Consider the following 20,055-nt stretch of genomic DNA (forward strand, 5'->3'; position numbering starts at 1 on the left):
GCAGCCGGCGCAGGAGGGTCCCCCCGCGCAGCAGCAGTATGGCCGTAGTGCCGGTGGACCACAGCACCCGGTGCTGGATCCGGGGCGATCCGCCCCCGCGGGCGCCTTTCGTCACCCCCTCACCGTCAATACGCCCTTACGGCCGTAACAGTTCCAGACCGGGCGCCTTCCGGGGTGGGTTCAACCGAAATGGGCACGCAGTTTTCCGTGGGCCCGGGCCGGGGCCCCGATCGAGTCCAGGCCCAGGAGCCCGGCGCCCAGCACCGGGGGCGCCGTGACCACCGTGATCCGGGCGTGCGGGGCGCGTTCGGCGAGGCCGGCCGCGATCCGGTCGTCGAGTGCGGGGTGCCGGGCCGCGAGCACCCCGCCGCCGAGGACCACCGGCACCTCCTCGCCCAGCAGCCCCAGCCGGCCCAGCGCCACCGTGGCCATGGCCACGACCTCGTCCGCCTGGCGGTGCACCAGAGAGAGCGCCACCGGATCCCCGGCGGCGGCCACCTCGAACAGCACCGGGACCAGCGCGTGTCGCCGTACCGCAGGCACGTCCCCCAGGTGCATCGCCTCGATCAGCGAGGCCATCGAGCCGTGGCCGAGGCACGCGGGCAGCGCCCGGGCCAGCTCCGTCGCCGCGCCCCGGCCGTCCTCCGCCCGGGCCGCGAACCACAGGGCCTCCTCGGCCAGTCCGCCCCCGCCGCCCCAGTCGCCGGAGATCCGCCCGACCGCGGGGAAGCGCGCGGTCCGCCGGTCCGGGGTCATCCCGACGCAGTTGATGCCCGCCCCGCACACCACCGCGACGCCCCGTGGTTCGGCGCCCGCTGGCAGGCCGGCGCGCAGCAGCGCGAAGGTGTCGTTGTGCACCGCGGTGGCACGCCCCCAGCCGCGGCGCCCGATCTCGTCCGCGAGCCGCCGCTCCTCCACCGGGAAGTCGGCGTTGGCCAGGCAGGCCGACACGTGCTCGGCGAGGGGCCCGGACCCGCCGCCGGGATTCCACCCCGCCGAGGCCAGCGCCTCGGCCAGGACGTCCACGGCGGCGGCCACCCCGGTGCGGGGCGGCTGGAAGCCCCCGGCCTGCCCGGTGGCCAGCACGGATCCGTCGGCGCCGAGGAGCGCGACGTCCGTCTTGCTGTTGCCCGCGTCGATCGCGAGGACCGCGGGGAGGGTCAGGCCCACGGCAGGTGCTCCTTGTTGTGCGCTAGGAGCCGGTCGGTCAACCCTTCGGCCAGGTCGTACTGGCCGACCAGCGGGTGCGCGAGCAGCGCCTTGAAGACCCGCTCCCGGCCGCCGCGCAGCGCCGCGTCCAGCGCGAGGTCCTCGTAGGCCGTCACCTGCGAGATCAGCCCGGCGAACAGCGGGTCCAGGCGCGGCACCGGGAGCGGCACGGGGCTGGAGCCGCCGGGGGCGCGGACGCGGGCCTGCACCTCGACGACGGCGTCGTCGGGCAGGAAGGGCAGGGTGCCGGCGTTGTACGTGTTGACCACCTGCACGTCCGCGCCGCCGCCTCCGAGCAGTGCGGCCGCCAGGTCCACGGCCGCCTCCGAGTAGAAGGCGCCGCCCCGTCGGGCCAGCAGCGCGGGCTTCTCGTCGAGTGCCGGGTCCGCGTACAGGGCGAGCAGTTCGCGCTCCATCGCGGCGACCTCCGCGGCCCGGGAGGGCCGGGTGCCCAGTTCCCGCACCACCTCGTCGTGGGAGTAGAAGTAGCGCAGGTAGTACGAGGGGACGACGCCGAGCCGGTCCAGCAGGGCCCGCGGCAGCCGCAGGTCCGACGCGACGGCCTCCCCGTGCTCCGCGAGCAGGTGGGGCAGCAGGTCCTCGCCGTCCGGGCCGCCCCGGCGCACGCCCAGCTCCCAGGTGAGGTGGTTGAGGCCGACGTGGTCCAGGTGGACGTCGGACGGGGCCAGTTCGAGCAGGGCCGCGAACTTCCGCTGGAGGCCGATGGCGACGTTGCACAACCCGACGGCCTTGTGTCCGGCCCGCAGCAGGGCCCGGGTGACGATCCCGACCGGGTTGGTGAAGTCGATGATCCAGGCGTCGGGATTGGCCCGGCGCACCCGTTCGGCGATGTCGAGGACCACCGGGACGGTGCGCAGGGCCTTGGCCAGCCCGCCCGCTCCGGTGGTCTCCTGCCCGACGCAGCCGCACTCCAGGGGCCAGGTTTCGTCCCGGAGCCGGGCGGCCTGTCCGCCGACGCGCAGCTGCAGGAGGACGGCATCGGCCCCGGCGACGCCCGCGTCGAGGTCGGTGGTCGTGCTGACCAGGCCGGGGTGGTCCTGCCGGGCGAGGATCCGGCGGCCCAGGGCGCCGATCAGCTCCAGCCGCTCGGTGGCCGGGTCGATCAGCACCAGCTCCTCGACCGGCAGGGTGTCGCGCAGCCGCGCGAAGCCGTCGATCAGTTCGGGGGTGTAGGTGGAACCGCCGCCCACCACTGCGAGTTTCAACGTCGTCAGCCTTTCACTCCGGTCGGGTTGGTGCGGTGCGGTGCGGTGCGGTGCGGTGCGGTGCGGTGCAGTGCAGTGCAGTGCGGTGGGGTGTGCCCCGTGCAGGATCCTGGTCCGCAACCGGGCGTTCGGGCGCCAGCGCGGACCGGCGGAGCGCGACCGCCGGGATCGCGGGCCCCGGCACCGGTCCGGCCGTGCGCGGCGGACAGCACCCGCGCCCGCGGACCGCACGCGGCATGCGGGCGGCGGACGGCCGCGGGGGGCGTGGGTCCGGTGCCGGTCACGGCGGGGCTCGCTCTCTGCGGGAGGGAACTTCCGGTGGGGCTGGCGGGGGTGCAGGCGGAGCGTGGTGGGGGAGCGGGCGCAGGGGTGCGGGTTCAGCGCGAGGTGTCGAAGACCTCGTTCCGGGTGGCGGCCAGCGCGCTCTCCAGCGCGCCGCGCAGGACGGGCTGCTGGAGGACCTCGCTCGGGACCAGCCGGGGCCGGGAGGGGGCCAGTTCGGCGAGCTCGGCCTCCAGCAGCTCGCGCAGCGGTTCACCGCCCGCGCCGATCGCGGCCCCCGCCAGGACCACGACCTCCGGGTCCAGTACGGAGACCAGCGAGGCGAGACCCGTGGCCAGGGCGGTGGCGTACCGCTGGAGGAGGCGCAGATGCGCCCCCTCGGGCGCGGCGGCGGCCCGCGCGAGCAGTGCGACGGCGGCGGCGACCTCCGGGCTGTGCGGGCCGGCGTCCTGGCCATCCGGCGGGTGCGCGGCCGGGCCGGGCGCCGTCGCGACGCCCAGTTCCGCGGCGAGGCGGGGCAGCCCCGCCACACCGGCGAGCTCCTGGTAGCCGCCGGAGTTGGCCCGGGTGACCTGCCGGACCAGGGGGCGGCCCGGCACCGGGAGGAAGCCCACCTCGCCCGCGCCGCCGGTCCAGCCGCGGTGCAGCCTGCCGCCGAAGACCAGCGCGGCGCCGAGCCCTTCCTCGTTCCAGAGCAGGACGAAGTCTTCGTGCCCGCGGGCGGCGCCCAAGCGCTGCTCGGCGACGGCGGCGAGGTTGACGTCGTTCTCGTAGTCGACGGGCACCGGTAGGGCCGCGGCCAGGTCGTCGAGGAGAGTCGGGGAGTGCCAGCCGGGGAGGTGGCGGGCGTAGCGCAGCCGGCCGGTCCGCGGGTCGAAGGCGCCCGGTGTGCCGATGACCACGCGGTGCAGGTCGCGGGGGTTCAGCCCGGCGTTCCCGACGGCCCCGCCCAGCGCCTCGGTCACCTGCTCGACGGCGTTCGCGCCCTCCGCGTAGGGGACTTCGTGGGTCGCGATCACGGTCCCGGTCAGGTCCGCGACGGCGGCCAGGACGCGCCCCGGGGTGACGTCGATTCCGCCCACGTGGGCGGCCCGCGGGTTGATCGCGTAGAGCTGGGCGCTGGGGCCGGGGCGGCCTCCGTCGGTGCCGGTGGCCACGACGAGTCCGGCTGCCTCCAGGCGGGCCAGCAGTTGGGAGGCGGTGGGCTTGGACAGTCCGGTCAGCTGCCCGATGCGGGTCCGGGACAGCGGGCCGTGCGCCAGCAGGAGGTCGAGTGCGGCCCGGTCGTTCATGGCGCGCAACAGGCTGGGTGTTCCGGGCGTGGCGGCGGGCATGCGGGGGCTCTCCCTCAGCGGAGATATCTGTCAGGTAAGTTTCCTGTCACTGTTCCGGCCGTGTCAATGCCGCTGCCCCGCGGGCTGTGTCCGTACGGACACGCCCCGCGGGGCAGCGCGGGCGGAAGCGGACCGGGCCGCTACTTGGTGATCCGCGGGCCGGCCGGCGGCGGGATCGGGGCGGTGGCCAGGGACTGCGGGGAGATGGGGTTGGCCAGCGCGGACGGCGCGGCGACGGAGGCCGTCGGGTCCGCCGGGGCCCCTTCCTCCTCGTCCGCGGCCGGGGCGCCGCCGATGATCCGGATGCCCGCGGTGTCGAAGGCCTCCTTGATCCGCCAGCGCAGCTCCCGCTCCACCGCGAACTGCTTGCCCGGCATCGTCTTCGCGGACACCTTCACCGTCATGGAGGCGAGCAGCACCTCGTCCAGTCCGAGCACCTCCACCGGGCCCCACAGGCGCTCGTCCCAGGGGGACTCCTTCGCCATCGAGTCGGCGACCTGCTGGACCACCTCGCGGATCCGCGCCAGGTTCTCCGTGGGCTTGACCTGGACGGCCACGGACGCGGTCGCCCACCCCTGGCTGAGGTTGCCGATCCGCTTGATCTCGCCGTTGCGCACGTACCAGATCTCGCCGTTGTCGCCGCGCAGCTTGGTCACCCGCAGGCCGACCTCGATGACCTCGCCGGAGGCCACCCCGGCGTCGATCTTGTCGCCCACGCCGTACTGGTCCTCCATGATCATGAAGACGCCGGAGAGGAAGTCCGTCACCAGGTTGCGGGCGCCGAAACCGATCGCGACACCGGCCACACCGGCACTGGCCAGCAGCGGGGCCAGGTCGATCTTCAGGGCGGCCAGGACCATCAGCGCGGCCGTGCCCAGGATCAGGAAGGAGGCCACCGACCGCAGCACGGAGCCGATCGCCTCGGACCGCTGGCGCCGCCGCTCGGCGTTGACCAGCAGCCCGCCGAGGGCGGTGCCCTCGACCGCCTCGGCACTGCTGTTCATCCGGTTTATGAGCTTGGTCAGCGCCTTGCGGACCGCGGAGCGGATCACGGCCGCTATCACGACGATCAGCAGGATCCGCAGACCGATGCTCAGCCAGGTGGCCCAGTTCTGCTCGATGAAGCTCGCGGCCTCGGTGACGCTCTCCTGCGCCTCCTTGACCGAAGCGGGCGTGTCCGGGACATCGGCTGCCAGCGGCAGCAGAACGGCGGGCCAGGGCACGACAGGAACCTCCAGATGTGCGGTCTGCCCGTCCGGGGTGTCCCCCCGGACGAGGTCCGGGGGCGGTTGCGCGGGCAGACCAACCACACTAACGGGGCAACCCCGTCACCTCGGCGCCATGTTCGAGGGAGAGACAGGACTCACCCGGGGATGACTGACTGTGGTCGAAAACACCTCGGACCCGTTACGGGCGAGTGGTGGCGCTTCGACCAGCCGTAAGGAGAGACTGGAGAGCAGATCGTCCCGGCGCGAGCCACGCGCCGCCGACGTACAAGGAGGCAGTCCGTGCCGCACGTCCTGGTCCTCAACGCGTCGTACGAGCCCCTCGGCGTCGTACCGCTCCGCCGCGCGCTCGTCCTCGTCCTGGAGAACAAAGCGGTCTCCCTGGAGGAATCCGGCGCCTATCTGCACAGCGCGACAAGGGTCGTCCCCGCGCCCAGCGTGGTACGGCTCAAGCGCTTCGTGCGGGTCCCCTACCGGGGGCCCGTTCCACTCACCCGGCGCGCCCTGTTCGCGCGGGACGGCGGGCGCTGCATGTACTGCGGTGCCGTCGCCACCAGCGTCGATCACGTCATTCCGCGCAGCCGGGGCGGACAGCACGTCTGGGACAACGTCGTCGCGGCGTGCCGGCGCTGCAACCACGTCAAAGCCGACCGGCACCTGCTGGAACTGGGCTGGCGCCTGCGCCACCAGCCGGCCCCTCCCTCGGGCCTTGCCTGGCGCATCATCGGCACCGGGCACCGGGACCCCCGGTGGATGCCCTACCTCCAGCCGTACGGGGCCGACGACGCCCTGGAACGGATCGGGATCGGCGTGGCCGCCTCCTGACGGCCCCGCCCCGTCGAAGGCCGGCGCGGCGGGAACCGACCCCGCCGGCCTTCGCGGCTCGGAGTTCGGGGCCGTGGCCCGGAAGCCGGGGCGCGCGCCCCGGCGCCGACGTGCGCCCCGCGGGTCCGGCGGAGTGCCGCCAGGGCTACGGGGTGACCGCGTAAGCCTCCGCCGACCAGAGCGAGCAGCCGTAGCGCGTCGCCCGGCGTTCGCACGTCACCCGCAGGAACCGGGTGCCCGGGGCGTCGAGTCGGAGCGACTCGTGCCCGCCCGCGGAGCCCGTGACGGCCACGGCCGGCCGCCAGGTCACCCCGTCCGCCGAGGTCTCCACCCGGTAGGCGGAGGGGTACGCGTCCTGCCACTGCAGCTCCAGCCGGCCGACGCGGGCCGGAGCCGGGAGCTCCGCCTGCCACCACGCGCCGTCCACCGGCGGTGACGACCAGCGGGTGCTCGGGGAGCCGTCGACGGCCGCCGACGCCGGGAAGGCTGCGGTCTCGTTCGCCGAGGAGCTCGCCCGCGCGGTGCGCAGCAGATCCGGTCCGCCGGTGCGCGGCACCGCCCGCACCGTCAGGGTGCGCGACTGCCCGTCGAAGGCGACCGGTACCTGGTAGGTCCCCGGCGGGGTGTTCGCGGCGACGGCCACCTCCAGCGGTATCGACGCCCGGCCGCCGCGCGGGACCACCGCGGTCTGCGGGACGCGGACCTCGATCCCGGCCGGCGGCTGGGCCGACAGCGGCCCGCGGAGCTCGCCCGGGCCCAGGGCGGACAGCTGAGCGGTGACCCGCTGCGGGGCGCCGCCGATCTCGGCGTCGGCCCGGCCGCCGTTCGCCAGCTCGAAGCCGGCCCGAGGGCCGTCGCCGAACCACGGGACCACCCGGTGCACCACGGGCGAGGCCCCGGACCAGGCCAGGCGCACCGCATCCGCGCGCAGGCCCGCCGTGTCGATCTGGGTCCAGCCCGAGGGGGCCGCATCGCCGACCTTGCGCCAGCCCTCACCCGGTACGTGGACCTCCACCACAGCGCCCCGGGAGCCCGCCGGGAGCGGATCCGTCATCGCCGTCACGGCCGTCACCGGGCGTGCGGTCTCCAGCCGCACCGTCCAGGCCTGCGCCTCCGTGGTCACCGTGCCGGTCGTGCGGGCTACGCCGGTCCAGGCGTCCGCCTCCTCCGCCGCCTTCGCCAGGAAGGGGTCCAGGACGGCCTTGTCCACCTGGGCGGGTCCCGGTTCGGTCAGGGCCTCGCGCGCCTCGGCGAGGGCCCGGGAGGCCTGCCAGGCGGCCGCTCCGTCCCCGCGGGCCTGGGCCCCCAGGACGTCCACGGCCAGCTCGCCGGCCGTGCCGTAGCGCGAGAGCCGCTCCAGCCAGGGGCCGGCCTCGTCCGACAGGGCGGTCAGCCGGTCCGGGGCCTCGCGCAGCACCGTGAAGGCCTTGCGCAGCTCGGTCCCGGCTGCCGGATCGCCGGCGGCCCTGGCTTTCCAGAACTGCTCGACCAGGGGCTTCAGGTACGCCGACTCCTCCTGCTTGAGCCCGGAGGCGGTGGTGTTCCCGGCCAGCGCCGCCACCGCCTCGCGCTCCCGCGGGTCCGAGCCCGCGAGGTCGCGCACCGCGGCCTGCCAGGACTCGCCGGCCCGGTAGCCGCGCGGGTTCCAGGCGAAGTCCGCCGCCGTGAACAGCGGGATGCGCGACAGGATGGGCTGCTGCATCGCGTTGGACAGCAGCGCCGCCGAGCCGCCGGCCACCGCCGGCTCGCGTCCCGCGTACGGGCCCAGGAAGATCCGGCCCGGATCCCAGTCGTTGACCGGGTAGTTGTCCATGGTGATCAGGGGCTGCTGTCCCAGGGCGGAGCGCGCTCCGGCCAGTTCCCGGCCGGTGATCGTGCGCGGCACCACGCCGACGCCGGTCCAGGCCACCTCCACCCGCGCGTCGAGCCCGCGGGCCAGGGCCGTCCGGTAGGACGTCGCGCCCTCCTGGTAGTACTCGGTCGGCAGCAGCGACAGCGCGGGCGCCCCCGGATACCGGGAGGCCAGGTGCGCGGCCAGCTCGTTGGCGACCTCCGCGTGCGCCTTCGCGGCGGCCTGCGGGCCCCTCCCGTACCGCTGGACGTCCGCGCGGCAGCCCCATTCGGTGTAGCTGACGTCCTGGAACTGCACCTGGAAGGCGCGGAAGCCCAGGTCCCACATCGCGTCCAGCTTGCGTCCGAGCGCCGCCCGGTCGGCCGCCGACGACAGGCACATGGACTGCCCCGGCGTGACGGCCCAGGCCAGTACGACCCGGTTGGCGCGGGCCCGCTCGGCCAGCGCGCGGAACTCCTCCTGCCGTTCCTTCGGGTAGTCCTCGCGCCAGCCCGTCGTGCGGTACGGATCGTCGCCGGACGCGATCAGCAGCCGGTTCTGCTTGGTGCGGCCCATGAAGTCCAGCTGGGCCAGGCGCTGCTCGTGGCTCCACGGCTGTCCGTAGAAGCCCTCGGTGATCCCGCGCACCGGCGCCGCCGGCCAGTCCCGCACCACGACGCCGGGGACCTTCCCGCCGCCGGCGGCGAGCAGCTGGCGCAGCGTCTGCGCCGCGTGGAAGAGCCCTTCCTCGCCGACGCCGGCCAGCGCGACCGTGTCCCGCCCGCCGGGCCGTCCCACGGCCAGCCGGTAGCCGCCGTTCGGCAGGTCCGTGGCCGCGGTCGCGCCCAGCGCCAGCAGTGCCTCCTGCGCGCCCGCGTCCTGGAGCCGTACGACGGTGCCCCGACCGGGCAGCGGCTCCCCGGGGGCGGGTTCGCGCAGGGTCTTCACGCCCGCCTTGCGCAGGGCCTCGCGCACCACCCCGACGGCGTACGGATCGGCGTCGGCCGGAGCCACCAGCACGGCCTCCCTGCCGAGCGGCACCTCACGCGCCGGATCGGCGGCCATCGACTGCGGTCGGGGCCACACGGCGGGGCCCTCGGCGGCACTGCGGGGCGTGTCCGCCCCGGGGTCGAGCACGGGGCCGACCGTGCCGTTGGTGCCGACACCCGCCGCACCCGCGGTGCCGGCCGCGCCGGCGGCGCCCGGTGCGGCCGTCGGACCGTCGGGGAGAGAGGGGCCCGCGAGGAACCCGGGCGGCGCGGAGGCCACGGCGCCGCCGAGCAGCGACCCGATCACCGCGATGGCGGCGGCCGTCGACCGTTTCCTGCCCCTGAGCTGCACAGAGCCTCCTCGTCGCGAGACGTCCCCCACTCGTACGAATGAGCCCGAGCCCACCACCCGTGCGGCTGGAGTGTCAATGCGAGTGGGCGATCTGCCCCGGATCTGCCAGGAATGCGGCCCCTTCGAATGGGTATGGCTGCGTTGTCCCCCGGCGGCGTCCCGCCTTGGTGCTCCACGCTTCTGACCCACCCTCATTCCCTCTGCCCGCGCGCACGAAGGAGCGCCCGTCCATGGACGACCTGGCCCGGCTCGCCACCCTGCACGGCATCGCCACCGCCTACCAGCCGGCCCCCGACGTGACCGTCGAGGTCCCCGAGGCCACCGTCAGAACGGTCCTCGGCCTGCTCGGGGTGGCCGCCGGCTCCCCCGAGGACCTCCGGGCCCAGGCCGACCGGGCCGACCGGGAGCGGGCCGACCGGCTGCTCCCGCCGACCGTCGTGCACTGGCAGGGGGGCGGTGAACCGCCCGCGCTGCCGCCGGCCCTGGCCGCGCTGCCGACGGGCACCCGCGTCCGGGTGGTGCTGGAGGACACGGGCGAGAGCGTGCCGTGGAATCCCGTACTGCCCCTCGGGGTCCACCGGGTGCACGCCGAGGCCCCGGACGGGCGGCGTGCCGAGGCCGGCCTGGTGGTGGCCCCGGACCGGGCGCCCGCCGTGCCGGAGCGGGCCCACGGGCTGCTCGTCCAGCTCTACTCGCTGCTCTCCGAACGCTCTTGGGGCATGGGCGACCTGGGGGACCTCGCCGCACTCGCCCGCTGGGCGGGCCGGACCCACGGCGCGGCCTTCATCCAGGTCAACCCGCTGCACGCGGCCGTGCCGGGGACGCCGACCGACCCCTCCCCCTACCGGCCGTCCTCGCGCCGCTTCCCCGACCCCGTCCACCTGCGGATCGAGGACGTGCCCGAGTACCCCGACTGCCCCGACCGCGAGGCGCTCGCCGAACTCGCCGCGCAGGGCGGGCAGTTGCGCCGTGAGGTGCTGGAGAAGGGCGCGCTCATCGACCGGGACTCCGTCTGGGAGCTCAAGCGCCGGGCCCTGGAACTGCTGTACGCCGTCCCGCGCACCCCCGAACGCGAAGCGCTGTACCGGGAGTTCCTGGCGGAGCAGGGCGGCGCGCTGGACGAGCACGCCGCCTGGTGCGCGGCCGCCGCGGGCGAGGACCCCGCGGAGCGGGCCGACTTCCACCGCTGGCTGGTCTGGCTGACGGACGGCCAGCTCGTTGCCGCCCAGGCAGCCGCACGCGGGGCGGGAATGGCCGTCGGCATCGTGCACGACCTCGCCGTCGGAGTGCATCCCGACGGCTCGGACGCGGTGACCGGCGCCTTCCACGCCCGCGGCTCCTCGGCCGGGGCCCCGCCGGACGCCTTCAACGCGCGCGGCCAGGACTGGGGGCTGCCGCCCTGGCGCCCGGACGTGCTGGCCGCCACCGGCTATGCCCCCTTCCGGTCGCTGCTGCGCGGGGTGTTCCGCTGCGCAGGAGCCCTGCGCATCGACCACGTCATGGGCCTCTTCCGGCTGTGGTGGATCCCGGAGGGGGCCCCGCCCGCCGAGGGCACGTACGTGGGCTACGACGGCGAGGCCATGCTGGCGGTCCTGGTCCTGGAGGCGCACCGGGCCGGTTGCCCGGTCATCGGCGAGGACCTGGGCACGGTGGAGCCGCACGTCCGCCGCGAGCTGGCCCGGCGCGGTGTGCTGGGCACGTCGGTGCTGTGGTTCGAGCGGGACTGGGCGGACGGCGGGGGCCCGCTCGCCCCGCAGGCCTGGCGGGCGGACTGCCTGGCCACCGTCACCACCCACGACCTGCCGCCGACGGCCGCGAAGCTCGCCGGCGGCCATGTGGAACTGCGCGATCGGCTCGGCCTGCTGACCCGTCCGGTCGAGCGGGAGCGGGCCGAGGACGCCGCCGACACCGCCGAATGGCTGGACCTGCTGGACGGGCTGGGCCTCGATACCAAGGGCGAGGAGGCCGCCGTGCGGGCCCTGTACGCCTTCCTGCTGCGCACCCCCGCGCGCCTGGTGGGCGTATGGCTGCCGGACGCGGTGGGGGACCGGCGGCCGCAGAACCTGCCGGGCACGTGGGATCAGTACCCCAACTGGCGCCTGCCGCTCGCCGATGGTGCGGGCAGGCCGCTGACGCTGGAGGAGCTGATGGCGTCGCCCCGGGCGAACGCGCTGCTCAGCGCGGTGCGGGAGGGGGCGGGTCCCCGTACGGCACCCCCGGGCGCGCGCGGCGTTTAGGTGTTCGCTACGTTTGCACCGTGGACAAGAAGAACGCTCTGCGCGCCGGCGCCGTCTCGGCCGGAACGACGCTGATGATGCTGCTGATGACGTCTCCCGCCCTCGCGCTGACCCGCGACGACGGCGACGACCCGGGCCCGGGCCTGAGCATCGGCGAGACGCTCGGCCTGTACGTGGCCCTGCCGATCGTGATCTTCCTGGTCATCGTGGGTCTCGTGATGGCCCTCGACAAGTCGGACAGGCCGAAGAAGAAGCAGGCCTGACCCGGTTCGGCCCCGCGGGGGCCGGAGCCGTGTGACCTTCCCGGGCGCCGGGGGTCCGCACCGCCGATCGACATCGGCCGTGCGTCGCCCCCCGGCGCCTCGTCATGTCCTCAGACACCGGCCAGCAGCTTGCGGAGCAGGCCGGTGAGCTGGGCGACCTCCTCGTCGGTCAGCCCGGTGAGCGCGGCGCGCTGCACCTCCAGGCCGGCCGTGACGGCCTCGTCGACGAGTGCGAGGCCGCGGTCGGTGATCGTCACCTGGAGCCCCCGCCGGTCGTGCGGATCGGGCTTGCGGGACAGCAGTCCGGCCTTCTCCAGCTTGTCCAGCCGCCCGGTCATGCCGCCCGTGGTGAGCATGAGCGTCGCCGAGAGCTGACGGGGCGAGAGCGTGTACGGGGCGCCCGAACGGCGCAGCGTGCCGACGACGTCGAACTCCCCGCGCGAGATGCCGAAGCGCTGGTAGCGCTCCTCCATCGCGTCGCCCATGGCCCTGGCGATCCGGTAGATGCGTCCGAACACGGCCATGGGGACCGTGTCCAGCTCGGGGCGCACGGCGAACCACTGGTCCGTGATCGCGTCGACCGCGTCCTTGTCCTCACTCATGAGCGCAGTATTCCGGTTCCCCCGGATCATTCGCAAGAAACTTGCTTGACGGAAAGTAGCTTAGCGGTAAGCTACTTGCTATCAATCGAATCGGGGGAGAGGTCGTCATGGCAGTGTTCAGGGGCAAGGCGTCGCAGGTCGGGGAGGCGAAGGTCGCGGGGGAGCGGTCGCTGCTCCTCGGCATCGCGATCAGCGCGGTCGGGATCGGCATGTACGTCCCCTTCTCGCTCGTCTTCTTCCACCACGTCACCGGCCTCTCCTTCACCCTCGTCGGCCTGGTGATGACGGTCACCGGCGTCGCCGGACTGGCCTTCATGCCGCTGGCCGGCTCGGCCGTCGACCGGTTCGGCGCCAAGCGGGTGAACCTGGTGCTCTACGGGATCCGGGCGCTCGGCTTCGCCCTCTACCCCTTCGCGAGCTCCCCGGCCGCCTTCGCGGCCGTCGCCCTGGTCACCGCGCTCGCCGACCGCTCCTTCTCCGTCGTGCAACAGTCCCTGATCGGCGAGGTGGCGCTGGGCGCCGCCCGCGACCGACTCCAGGCCTCCACCCGGGCCCTACAGAACGCCGGGATGGGTGCGGGCGCCCTCCTCGTCTCCGGCGTCCTGGCGCTGTGGGGCACCGGCGCCTTCGCCTACACCGCCTGGGCCAACTCCGCGGCCTTCGCCCTCGCCGGACTGCTCGTCGGCCGGGTCCGCCCGGTCCCGGCCGACGCCAACGCCGCGGCCGCAGCCGCCCCCGCCGGACGGCCGGGTGCCGGCTACCGGACGGTGCTGCGCGACCGCCCCTTCCTCGGGCTCACCGCCGCCAACTTCCTCACCGCCCTGGGCTACTCCGCCCTCTCCGTGCTCTTCCCGCTCTACCTCTCCACCTGGCTGGCGGCCCCCGACTCCCTCACCGGGGCGGCCTTCACCCTCAACACGGCGCTGTGCGCCGGGATCGGCGTCCTGGTCGCGGGCCGCGTCCGCCGCTCCGGCGCCCGCCGCACCCGCTCCGCCGCCCTCGGCGCGGTGCTCTTCGCCGCCGCCTTCCTGGGGCAGATCGCACTCGGCACCCTGCGCCCCGGCCAGGGCCCGACCCTCGCCGCCCTCCTCGTCATCGTCATCGTCTACACCCTCGGCGAGCTGGTGCACAGCCCGTCCGGCGGCGCCCTGTCGGTCTCCGCCGCGCCCGAGCCGGTCCGCGGCCGCTACCTGGCCACCTACCAGCTGTCCTACTCGCTGGCCACCGCCCTCGCCCCCTCCCTCTTCACCGCCCTGCTCGCCGTGGACGGCCGGCTGCCCTGGGCCGTTCTGACCGTCGCCGCGCTCGGCGCCGCCCTGGCGCTGCTCCGGCTGGAGCGGCACCTGCCGGCCGAAGCCGTGCACGCCGAGCCCCCGGCCGCGTCCGACGGTCCCGCTCGGGCCGCGTCCGCAGCCGACCGCCGCCCAGCCACCGCGTCCGCCTGAACCGCGTCCGCCTGAACCGCGTCCCCGGTCCCGCCTTCGTCGCCCGCACGAGGAGCCACCCGCCATGAAGCGTCTCGCCACCGTCGCCCTGACCGCCCTCGCCCCCGTCTCCTGGGGCTCGACCTACGTCGTCGCGTCCGAACTGCTGCCGCCCGACCGGCCCCTGTTCACCGGCGTCATGCGGGCGCTGCCCGCGGGCCTGCTGCTGACCGCACTGGCCCGCACCCTGCCCAAGGGCGACTGGTGGTGGAAGTCCGCCGTCCTCGGCACGCTCAACATCGGCGCCTTCTTCCCCCTCCTGTTCCTCTCCGCGTACCGGCTGCCCGGCGGGGTCGCGGCCGTGCTCGGCTCCGCCGGTCCGCTGTTCGTCGTCGGCCTCGCCGCCCTCGTCCTCGGGGAGCGCGCGAGCCTGCGTACGGTACTGGCCGCCGTCGCGGCGGCGTTCGGCGTGAGCATGGTCGTCCTCAGGGCCGAGGCTGCGCTCGACCTGGCCGGTGTCGTCGCGGGCGTGGCCTCCTCCGCCTCCATGGCCGCGGGCACCGTGATGACCAAGCGCTGGGGCCGGCCCGAGGGCGTGGGGCCGCTCGCCATGACCGGCTGGCAGCTCACCGCCGGCGGCCTGGTCATCATCCCGGTGGCCGCCCTCGTGGAAGGCGCGCCACCCGCGCTCGACGGCAGGGCCCTGCTCGGCTACGGCTACATGATGCTGATCAACACCGGTATCGCCTACTGGCTCTGGTTCCGCGGCATCGGGCAGCTCGACGCGACCTCGGTCACCCTCCTCGGACCGCTCTCCCCGCTCACCGCGGCGGCCATCGGCTGGGCGGCCCTCGGACAGGCGCTCACCCCCGTACAGCTCGCCGGCATGGCGATCGCCTTCGCAGCCACCGTCGCCGGGCAACTGGCCGCAGCCCGCACCCACCAACCGTTCAGATCCACTGAAAAGAATGATCGGAACATTTCGATGGACCTGATCAATGGGCCGGTGCGACGGTAGATCCGCCGACACCGCACCGACCCGAGGGGGAGACACCCAGTGGCCGTCATGGACCGCGCCCGTACCGTTTCGCACGCCGAACCCGGCAGCACCGGCAGGAAGGGTGCCGCCGGGTTCGGCGTCCTCCTCGCCCTGCTCGCGACGGTCGTCTGGTCCGGCAGCTTCGTCGCCACCCGCGGCATGGCCGGGACCGTCCCGCCCGTCCAGGCGGTCTTCTGGCGCTGGATCATCGCGCTGCTCACCGTCGCTCCCCTCGCCGCCCGCCAGGCCTGGCGGCAACGCGCCCTGATCCGCCGACACCTGGGCTTCATCGCCCTCGCGTCGCTGTTCGGAGTCGCCCTGTACAACACGCTCGTGCACCAGGCCGGACTGACCACCTCGGCCTCCAACATGGGCACGATCATGGCCGCCTCGCCCGTGATCATGGCGCTGTACGCCCGCCTCGGCGGCGAACGCCTGGGTGCCCGCAGGACCTTCGGCATGCTGCTCGCCGCCTTCGGCGTGCTGCTGCTCGTCGGGGACGGCTCGATCGGCTTCGACTTCGCCGCCGGCGACCTGTGGATGTTCGCCGCGGCCCTCTCCTTCGCCACCTACAGCGCACTGCTCAGGCGCAAGCCCGCCGAACTCGGCGGACTGGCCTTCCTGCTCACCACCTTCGTCCTCGGCGCGCTGATGCTGGCCCCGGCCTACGCCGCCTCCCTGCACGCCCAGGGCGGCTTCGAGACGACGCCGGGCACCGTCGGACCGCTGCTGTACGTCGGGGTGTTCTCCTCGGCCGTCGCCTTCTTCGCCTGGAACAAGGCGGTATCGGTCATCGGGCCGGCCCGCGCGGGAGTCGTCTACTACCTCCAGCCGGTCTGCGTGGCGGGGCTCGGGCTCCTGCTGCTGGGCGAACCGACCGGACCGGAGCAGCTGGCCTGCATGGCGCTGATCCTCGGCGGGGTCGGGCTGGGAAGTGCCCGGCGGTAGGTTCGGCCTTATGACCGAGTGGGACATCAAGAAGCTGCGGATCCTGCGGACCCTCGCCGAACGGGGGACCGTGACCGCGACGGCCGAGGCCCTGCACATGACGCCCTCGGCCGTTTCGCAGCAGCTGACGAACCTCGCCCGGCAGCTGGGAGTCGCCCTGCTGGAGGCACAGGGCCGCCGGGTCCGCCTCACCGACGCCGCCCAGCTCGTGCTGCGGCACGCGGAGGCGGTGTTCGCGCAGCTGGAGCGGGCCGACGCGGAACTGGCCGGCTACCTCGCCGGGGACGCCGGCGAGGTACGGGTCGGCGCGTTCTCCACCGCCGTGCCCGCGCTGGTGGTCCCGGCGGTGGCGGAGCTGCGCAGGGCGCACCCGGGGGTGGAGGTCAGGGTGCGGGAGACCGAGGCCGCGGAGTCCTACGAGCTGCTGTCCGCCGGGGGCGTGGACCTCGCGCTGTCGCTGGCCGCCCACGCACCGACGGCGCGGGACCGGAGGTTCACCCGGGTCACGCTGATGGAGGACCCGCTGGACGTGGCGCTCCCGCCGGGGCACCCGCTGCGGGACGCGGGAGACCTGCGCCTGGCCGACCTGTCCGGGGACCCGTGGATCTACGGGGGCAGCGGACCGTGGTCGGAGATCGCCCGGGGCGCGTGCGAGGCGGCGGGCTTCGTCCCCGAACAGGCCCACTCCGCGTCGGGCTGGACGGCCATCCTGGCCATGGTCGAGGCGGGGATGGGCGTGGCCCTGGTCCCGCGGATGGTGTCGAGCCGGGCCTCGGGGGTGGCGGTGCGGGTACTGGCGCGGGACCGGCCGACGCGGCACGTCATCGCAGCCGTCCGCCGCGGCGCCGAGTCCGCCCCCGCGGTCGCCCACGTCCTCGCCGCCCTGCGAGCCGTCGCCGCGGCACGCTGACCGCTGCGCGGAGCCCCGCCCGGGCCCGGGGCCCGGTGCCTCCCGCGGGAGGCACCGCCCCGCGGGAGGCACCGCTCCCGCGGGGCGGGCAGAGCCCGGGAGCCCTCAGACCCGAGCGGCGGCGGAGTCGGAGGCCTGGGCCTTCAGCGCACGTTCGACGCCCGACCGGGACTCCGACACCAGACGCCGCAGCGCGGCGCTCGGGCCGGCCGAGGCCAGCCAGGCGTCCGTCGCGTCCAGGGTCTCCTGCGAGACCTGGAGCGCCGGGTACAGGCCCACCGCGATCTGCTGGGCGATCTCGTGGCTGCGGGTCTCCCAGACCTCCTTGACCACCGCGAAGAACTTCGCGGTGTACGGGGCCAGCAGCTCGCGCTGGTCGGACTGGACGAAGCCGCCGATCACGGCCTCCTGCACCGCGTTCGGCAGGTCGCCGGACTCCACCACCGAGGCCCACGCCGCGGCCTTCGCCGCCGCCGTCGGGCGAGCCGCCCGCGCGGTCGCCGCGTGCCGCTCGCCGGCCGCCGTCGCGTCCCGCTCCAGCTCCGCCGCGATCTGCGGCTCGTCCGCGACGCCCGTCGCGGCGAGCCGCTCCAGGAACGCCCACCGCAGCTCGGTGTCGACGGCCAGGCCCTCGACCTCGGCCGAGCCGTCCAGCAGCGCCGACAGGTACGCCAGCTGCTCCTCGGTGCGGGCCGATGCCGCGAACGCCCGCGCCCATGCCAGCTGGTGGTCACCGGCCGGCTCCGCCGCACGCAGGTGCTCCAGGGTGGCCTCGGTCCAGGCCGCCAGCCCCTCCTCGCGCCACGCCGGGTCCGCGTACAGGTCGATGGCCAACTTCACCTGGCGGTGCAGGGACTGCACGACGCCGATGTCGGACTCCTTGCCGATGCCCGAGAGCACCAGCGCGAGGTAGTCGCGGGTGGCGAGTTCCCCGTCACGCGTCATGTCCCAGGCCGACGCCCAGCACAGGGCACGCGGCAGGGACTCCGCGAAGTCGCCGATGTGGGCGGTGACCGCGGCGAGGGAGGCCTCGTCCAGACGGACCTTCGCGTACGACAGGTCGTCGTCGTTCAGCAGGAACACCGCCGGACGGGCACGTCCCACCAGCTCCGGCACCGTGGTCAGCGCGCCGTCGATGTCCAGCTCGATGCGGTCGGTGCGCACCAGCGCGCCGTCCTGGAGCTCGTACAGGCCCACCGCGATGCGGTGCGGGCGCAGCGTGGACTCGCCCTGGGCGCCGGCGGGCAGAGCGGGCGCCTCCTGGCGGATGCCGAAGGCGGTGATCACGCCGTTCGCGTCGGTGGTGACCTCCGGGCGCAGGACGTTGATGCCGGCCGTCTCCAGCCATGCCTTCGACCAGGCCGCCAGGTCGCGGCCCGAGGTCTCCTCCAGCGCGCCCAGCAGGTCCGACAGGCGGGTGTTGCCGAAGGCGTGCGCCTTGAAGTAGGCCTGCACCCCCTTGAAGAAGGCGTCCATGCCGACGTAGGCGACGAGCTGCTTGAGCACCGAGGCGCCCTTGGCGTACGTGATGCCGTCGAAGTTGACCATGACGTCGTCGAGGTCGCGGATGTCCGCCATGATCGGGTGCGTGGACGGCAGCTGGTCCTGCCGGTACGCCCACGTCTTCATGGAGTTGGCGAAGGTGGTCCACGCGTGCGGCCACTTCGAGCCCTCCGCGTACGCCTGGCACGCGATCGAGGTGTAGGTGGCGAACGACTCGTTCAACCACAGGTCGTTCCACCACTCCATGGTGACGAGGTCGCCGAACCACATGTGGGCGAGCTCGTGGAGGATGGTCTCGGCGCGCACCTCGTACGCCGCGTCCGTCACCTTCGAGCGGAAGACGTACTGGTCGCGGATGGTGACCGCGCCCGCGTTCTCCATCGCGCCCGCGTTGAACTCCGGCACGAAGAGCTGGTCGTACTTGGCGAAGGGGTAGTCGTAGGCGAACTTCTCCTGGAACCAGTCGAAGCCCTGCCGGGTCACGTCGAAGATCGCTTCTGCGTCGAGGAACTCGGCGAGCGAGGGGCGGCAGTAGATGCCGAGCGGTACGGACTGGCCGTCCCTGCCCTCGTACGAGCTGTGCACCGAGTGGTACGGGCCGACGATCAGCGCCGTGATGTACGAGGAGATGCGCGGGGTCGGCTCGAAACGCCAGACGGTGTCCTTGACGTCCGCCTGCGCCGCGCCCTCGGGAACGACCCGGGGGGAGTTCGAGACGACCGTCCAGCCCTCGGGGGCCGTCACGGTGAACTGGAACGTGGCCTTCAGGTCGGGCTGCTCGAAGCTGGCGAAGACCCGCCGGGCGTCCGGCACCTCGAACTGGGTGTACAGGTAGGCCTGCTGGTCGACCGGGTCGACGAAGCGGTGGAGGCCTTCACCGGTGTTCGTGTACGCGCAGTCCGCGACGACCCGCAGCTCGTTGGCCCCGGCAGCGAGGTGCGCCAGGGCGATCCGGGAGTCGCGGAAGACGGCGGCGACGTCCAGCGCCTTGCCGTTGAGGACGACCTCGTGCACCGCGGGGGCGACCAGGTCGATGAAGGTCTCCGCCCCGGCCTCGGCCGACTGGAAGCGCACGGTGGTCACGGACGGGTAGGTGCCGCCCTCCTGCGCACCGCTGAGATCGAGTTCGATCTCGTACGAGTCGACGGTGAGCAGCTTCGCACGCTGCTGAGCCTCTTCACGGGTGAGGTTCGTGCCTGGCACGCGGTCATCTCCTTCGATGGTGACGTTGCCCCGCCATCCTTCCATGGGGGCAGGGTCACCGCCCCGGAGTAATCCACGGGCGAACGCGAGGTCGGAAACCCGCCGGACGGACGAGCCCGTTCCCGGCAGGCTGCTGGGCATGACCATCAGACACCGGGCCAGGCCCATCGAGGAGGCGGCGCTCCAGGAGCTCCGCGCGCACGACGATGCGGGACGGCCACTCGTCCCGTACCCCGACGAGAAGGGCGGTGAGCCGCTGCGGTGCTGCCTGCGCCCCAGTGAGGTGGGGGAGCGGATCGCCCTCGTCTCGTACGCGCCGCTGCGCCGCTGGGCGGCCCGTACCGGCGCCGATCCCGGCGCCTACGACGAACAGGGGCCCGTCTTCGTCCACGCCGAGGCGTGCGGGGGCCCCGCCGGCGGCGACGCACACCCCTTCGTCCGGTCCGGGGCGCGGCGCACCGTCCGGCGGTACGACGCCCGCGGGCACATCCTCGGCGGGCGGCTCCTGGACCTCGGAGAAGATCCCGACGGGATGATCGAGCAGGCTCTCGGCGACGCCTTCGCCGACCCCGCGGTGGCCCTCGTGCACGTCCGCGCCGCCGAGTACGGCTGCTTCCTGTTCGAGGTGCGCCGGCCCTGACGTGCCCGGAGG

The 20,055-nt window shown here is 74.4% G+C and carries 15 protein-coding genes; 8 read left to right on the forward strand and 7 right to left on the reverse strand.

Annotation, left to right across the window (positions count from 1 at the left end):
* Nucleotides 1-180 precede the first annotated feature (180 nt).
* The 4 genes from AW27_RS21895 to AW27_RS21910 form a co-directional block, all read right to left on the reverse strand.
* Nucleotides 181-1,170: an N-acetylglucosamine kinase gene (locus AW27_RS21895; protein ID WP_037923650.1), complete on the reverse strand. Its 990-nt coding sequence runs from the start codon at nucleotides 1,168-1,170 to the stop codon at nucleotides 181-183.
* Entirely contained in the window at nucleotides 1,161-2,435 is a 1,275-nt protein-coding gene (locus AW27_RS21900) for a 6-phospho-beta-glucosidase (protein WP_037923653.1), read from the reverse strand. The genes AW27_RS21895 and AW27_RS21900 overlap by 10 nt, the downstream gene beginning before the upstream one ends.
* Nucleotides 2,436-2,812: 377 nt before the next feature.
* Nucleotides 2,813-4,051, reverse strand: coding sequence for an ROK family transcriptional regulator (locus AW27_RS21905; protein WP_037923655.1), 1,239 nt, complete (start codon nucleotides 4,049-4,051; stop codon nucleotides 2,813-2,815).
* 140 nt (nucleotides 4,052-4,191) lie between these two features.
* On the reverse strand, nucleotides 4,192-5,274 hold the full coding sequence (locus AW27_RS21910; RefSeq protein ID WP_370466531.1) for a mechanosensitive ion channel family protein: 1,083 nt from the start codon (nucleotides 5,272-5,274) through the stop codon (nucleotides 4,192-4,194).
* A gap of 285 nt (nucleotides 5,275-5,559) precedes the next feature.
* Here AW27_RS21910 and AW27_RS21915 point away from each other — a divergent pair, with 285 nt between their 5' ends.
* Nucleotides 5,560-6,102 (forward strand): HNH endonuclease, encoded by a 543-nt coding sequence (locus AW27_RS21915; protein ID WP_030650158.1) that lies wholly within the window; start codon nucleotides 5,560-5,562, stop codon nucleotides 6,100-6,102.
* Between the two features lie 145 nt (nucleotides 6,103-6,247).
* Here the strand turns inward: AW27_RS21915 and AW27_RS21920 are convergent, their stop codons facing one another.
* A complete protein-coding gene (locus AW27_RS21920) occupies nucleotides 6,248-9,274 on the reverse strand; it encodes a glycoside hydrolase family 84 protein (RefSeq protein WP_037923658.1) in 3,027 nt (1,008 codons plus the stop codon).
* Between the two features lie 230 nt (nucleotides 9,275-9,504).
* Here AW27_RS21920 and AW27_RS21925 point away from each other — a divergent pair, with 230 nt between their 5' ends.
* Together AW27_RS21925 and AW27_RS21930 are read left to right on the forward strand one after the other, a co-directional pair.
* The gene (locus AW27_RS21925) at nucleotides 9,505-11,511 is read left to right on the forward strand and encodes a 4-alpha-glucanotransferase (protein ID WP_037923660.1); all 2,007 of its coding nucleotides are present in this window, start codon (nucleotides 9,505-9,507) and stop codon (nucleotides 11,509-11,511) included.
* Between the two features lie 20 nt (nucleotides 11,512-11,531).
* Nucleotides 11,532-11,774, forward strand: a complete 243-nt coding sequence (locus tag AW27_RS21930) for a hypothetical protein (RefSeq protein WP_030650150.1) — start codon at nucleotides 11,532-11,534, stop codon at nucleotides 11,772-11,774.
* Between the two features lie 110 nt (nucleotides 11,775-11,884).
* Here the strand turns inward: AW27_RS21930 and AW27_RS21935 are convergent, their stop codons facing one another.
* Nucleotides 11,885-12,376 (reverse strand): MarR family winged helix-turn-helix transcriptional regulator, encoded by a 492-nt coding sequence (locus AW27_RS21935; protein ID WP_037923664.1) that lies wholly within the window; start codon nucleotides 12,374-12,376, stop codon nucleotides 11,885-11,887.
* A gap of 107 nt (nucleotides 12,377-12,483) precedes the next feature.
* Here AW27_RS21935 and AW27_RS21940 point away from each other — a divergent pair, with 107 nt between their 5' ends.
* The 4 genes from AW27_RS21940 (at nucleotide 12,484) to AW27_RS21955 (ending at nucleotide 16,697) form a co-directional block, all read left to right on the forward strand.
* Complete coding sequence (locus AW27_RS21940; protein WP_078556660.1) at nucleotides 12,484-13,821, forward strand: MFS transporter; 1,338 nt, start codon at nucleotides 12,484-12,486, stop codon at nucleotides 13,819-13,821.
* 64 nt (nucleotides 13,822-13,885) lie between these two features.
* Complete coding sequence (locus tag AW27_RS21945) at nucleotides 13,886-14,818, forward strand: EamA family transporter (RefSeq protein ID WP_037923666.1); 933 nt, start codon at nucleotides 13,886-13,888, stop codon at nucleotides 14,816-14,818.
* Nucleotides 14,819-14,866: 48 nt separating this feature from the next.
* Nucleotides 14,867-15,787: a DMT family transporter gene (locus AW27_RS21950; protein WP_052031011.1), complete on the forward strand. Its 921-nt coding sequence runs from the start codon at nucleotides 14,867-14,869 to the stop codon at nucleotides 15,785-15,787.
* 10 nt (nucleotides 15,788-15,797) lie between these two features.
* Nucleotides 15,798-16,697, forward strand: coding sequence for a LysR family transcriptional regulator (locus tag AW27_RS21955; RefSeq protein WP_037923670.1), 900 nt, complete (start codon nucleotides 15,798-15,800; stop codon nucleotides 16,695-16,697).
* 105 nt (nucleotides 16,698-16,802) lie between these two features.
* Here AW27_RS21955 and pepN read toward each other — a convergent pair whose 3' ends face one another.
* Nucleotides 16,803-19,403: an aminopeptidase N gene (gene pepN / locus AW27_RS21960; protein ID WP_037924358.1), complete on the reverse strand. Its 2,601-nt coding sequence runs from the start codon at nucleotides 19,401-19,403 to the stop codon at nucleotides 16,803-16,805.
* 139 nt (nucleotides 19,404-19,542) lie between these two features.
* Between pepN and AW27_RS21965 the strand changes: the two genes are divergently transcribed.
* The gene (locus AW27_RS21965; RefSeq protein WP_037923673.1) at nucleotides 19,543-20,043 is read left to right on the forward strand and encodes a DUF1203 domain-containing protein; all 501 of its coding nucleotides are present in this window, start codon (nucleotides 19,543-19,545) and stop codon (nucleotides 20,041-20,043) included.
* Nucleotides 20,044-20,055 lie beyond the last annotated feature (12 nt).

The sequence above is a fragment of the Streptomyces sp. PCS3-D2 genome (assembly GCF_000612545.2).
Lineage (GTDB): Bacteria > Actinomycetota > Actinomycetes > Streptomycetales > Streptomycetaceae > Streptomyces.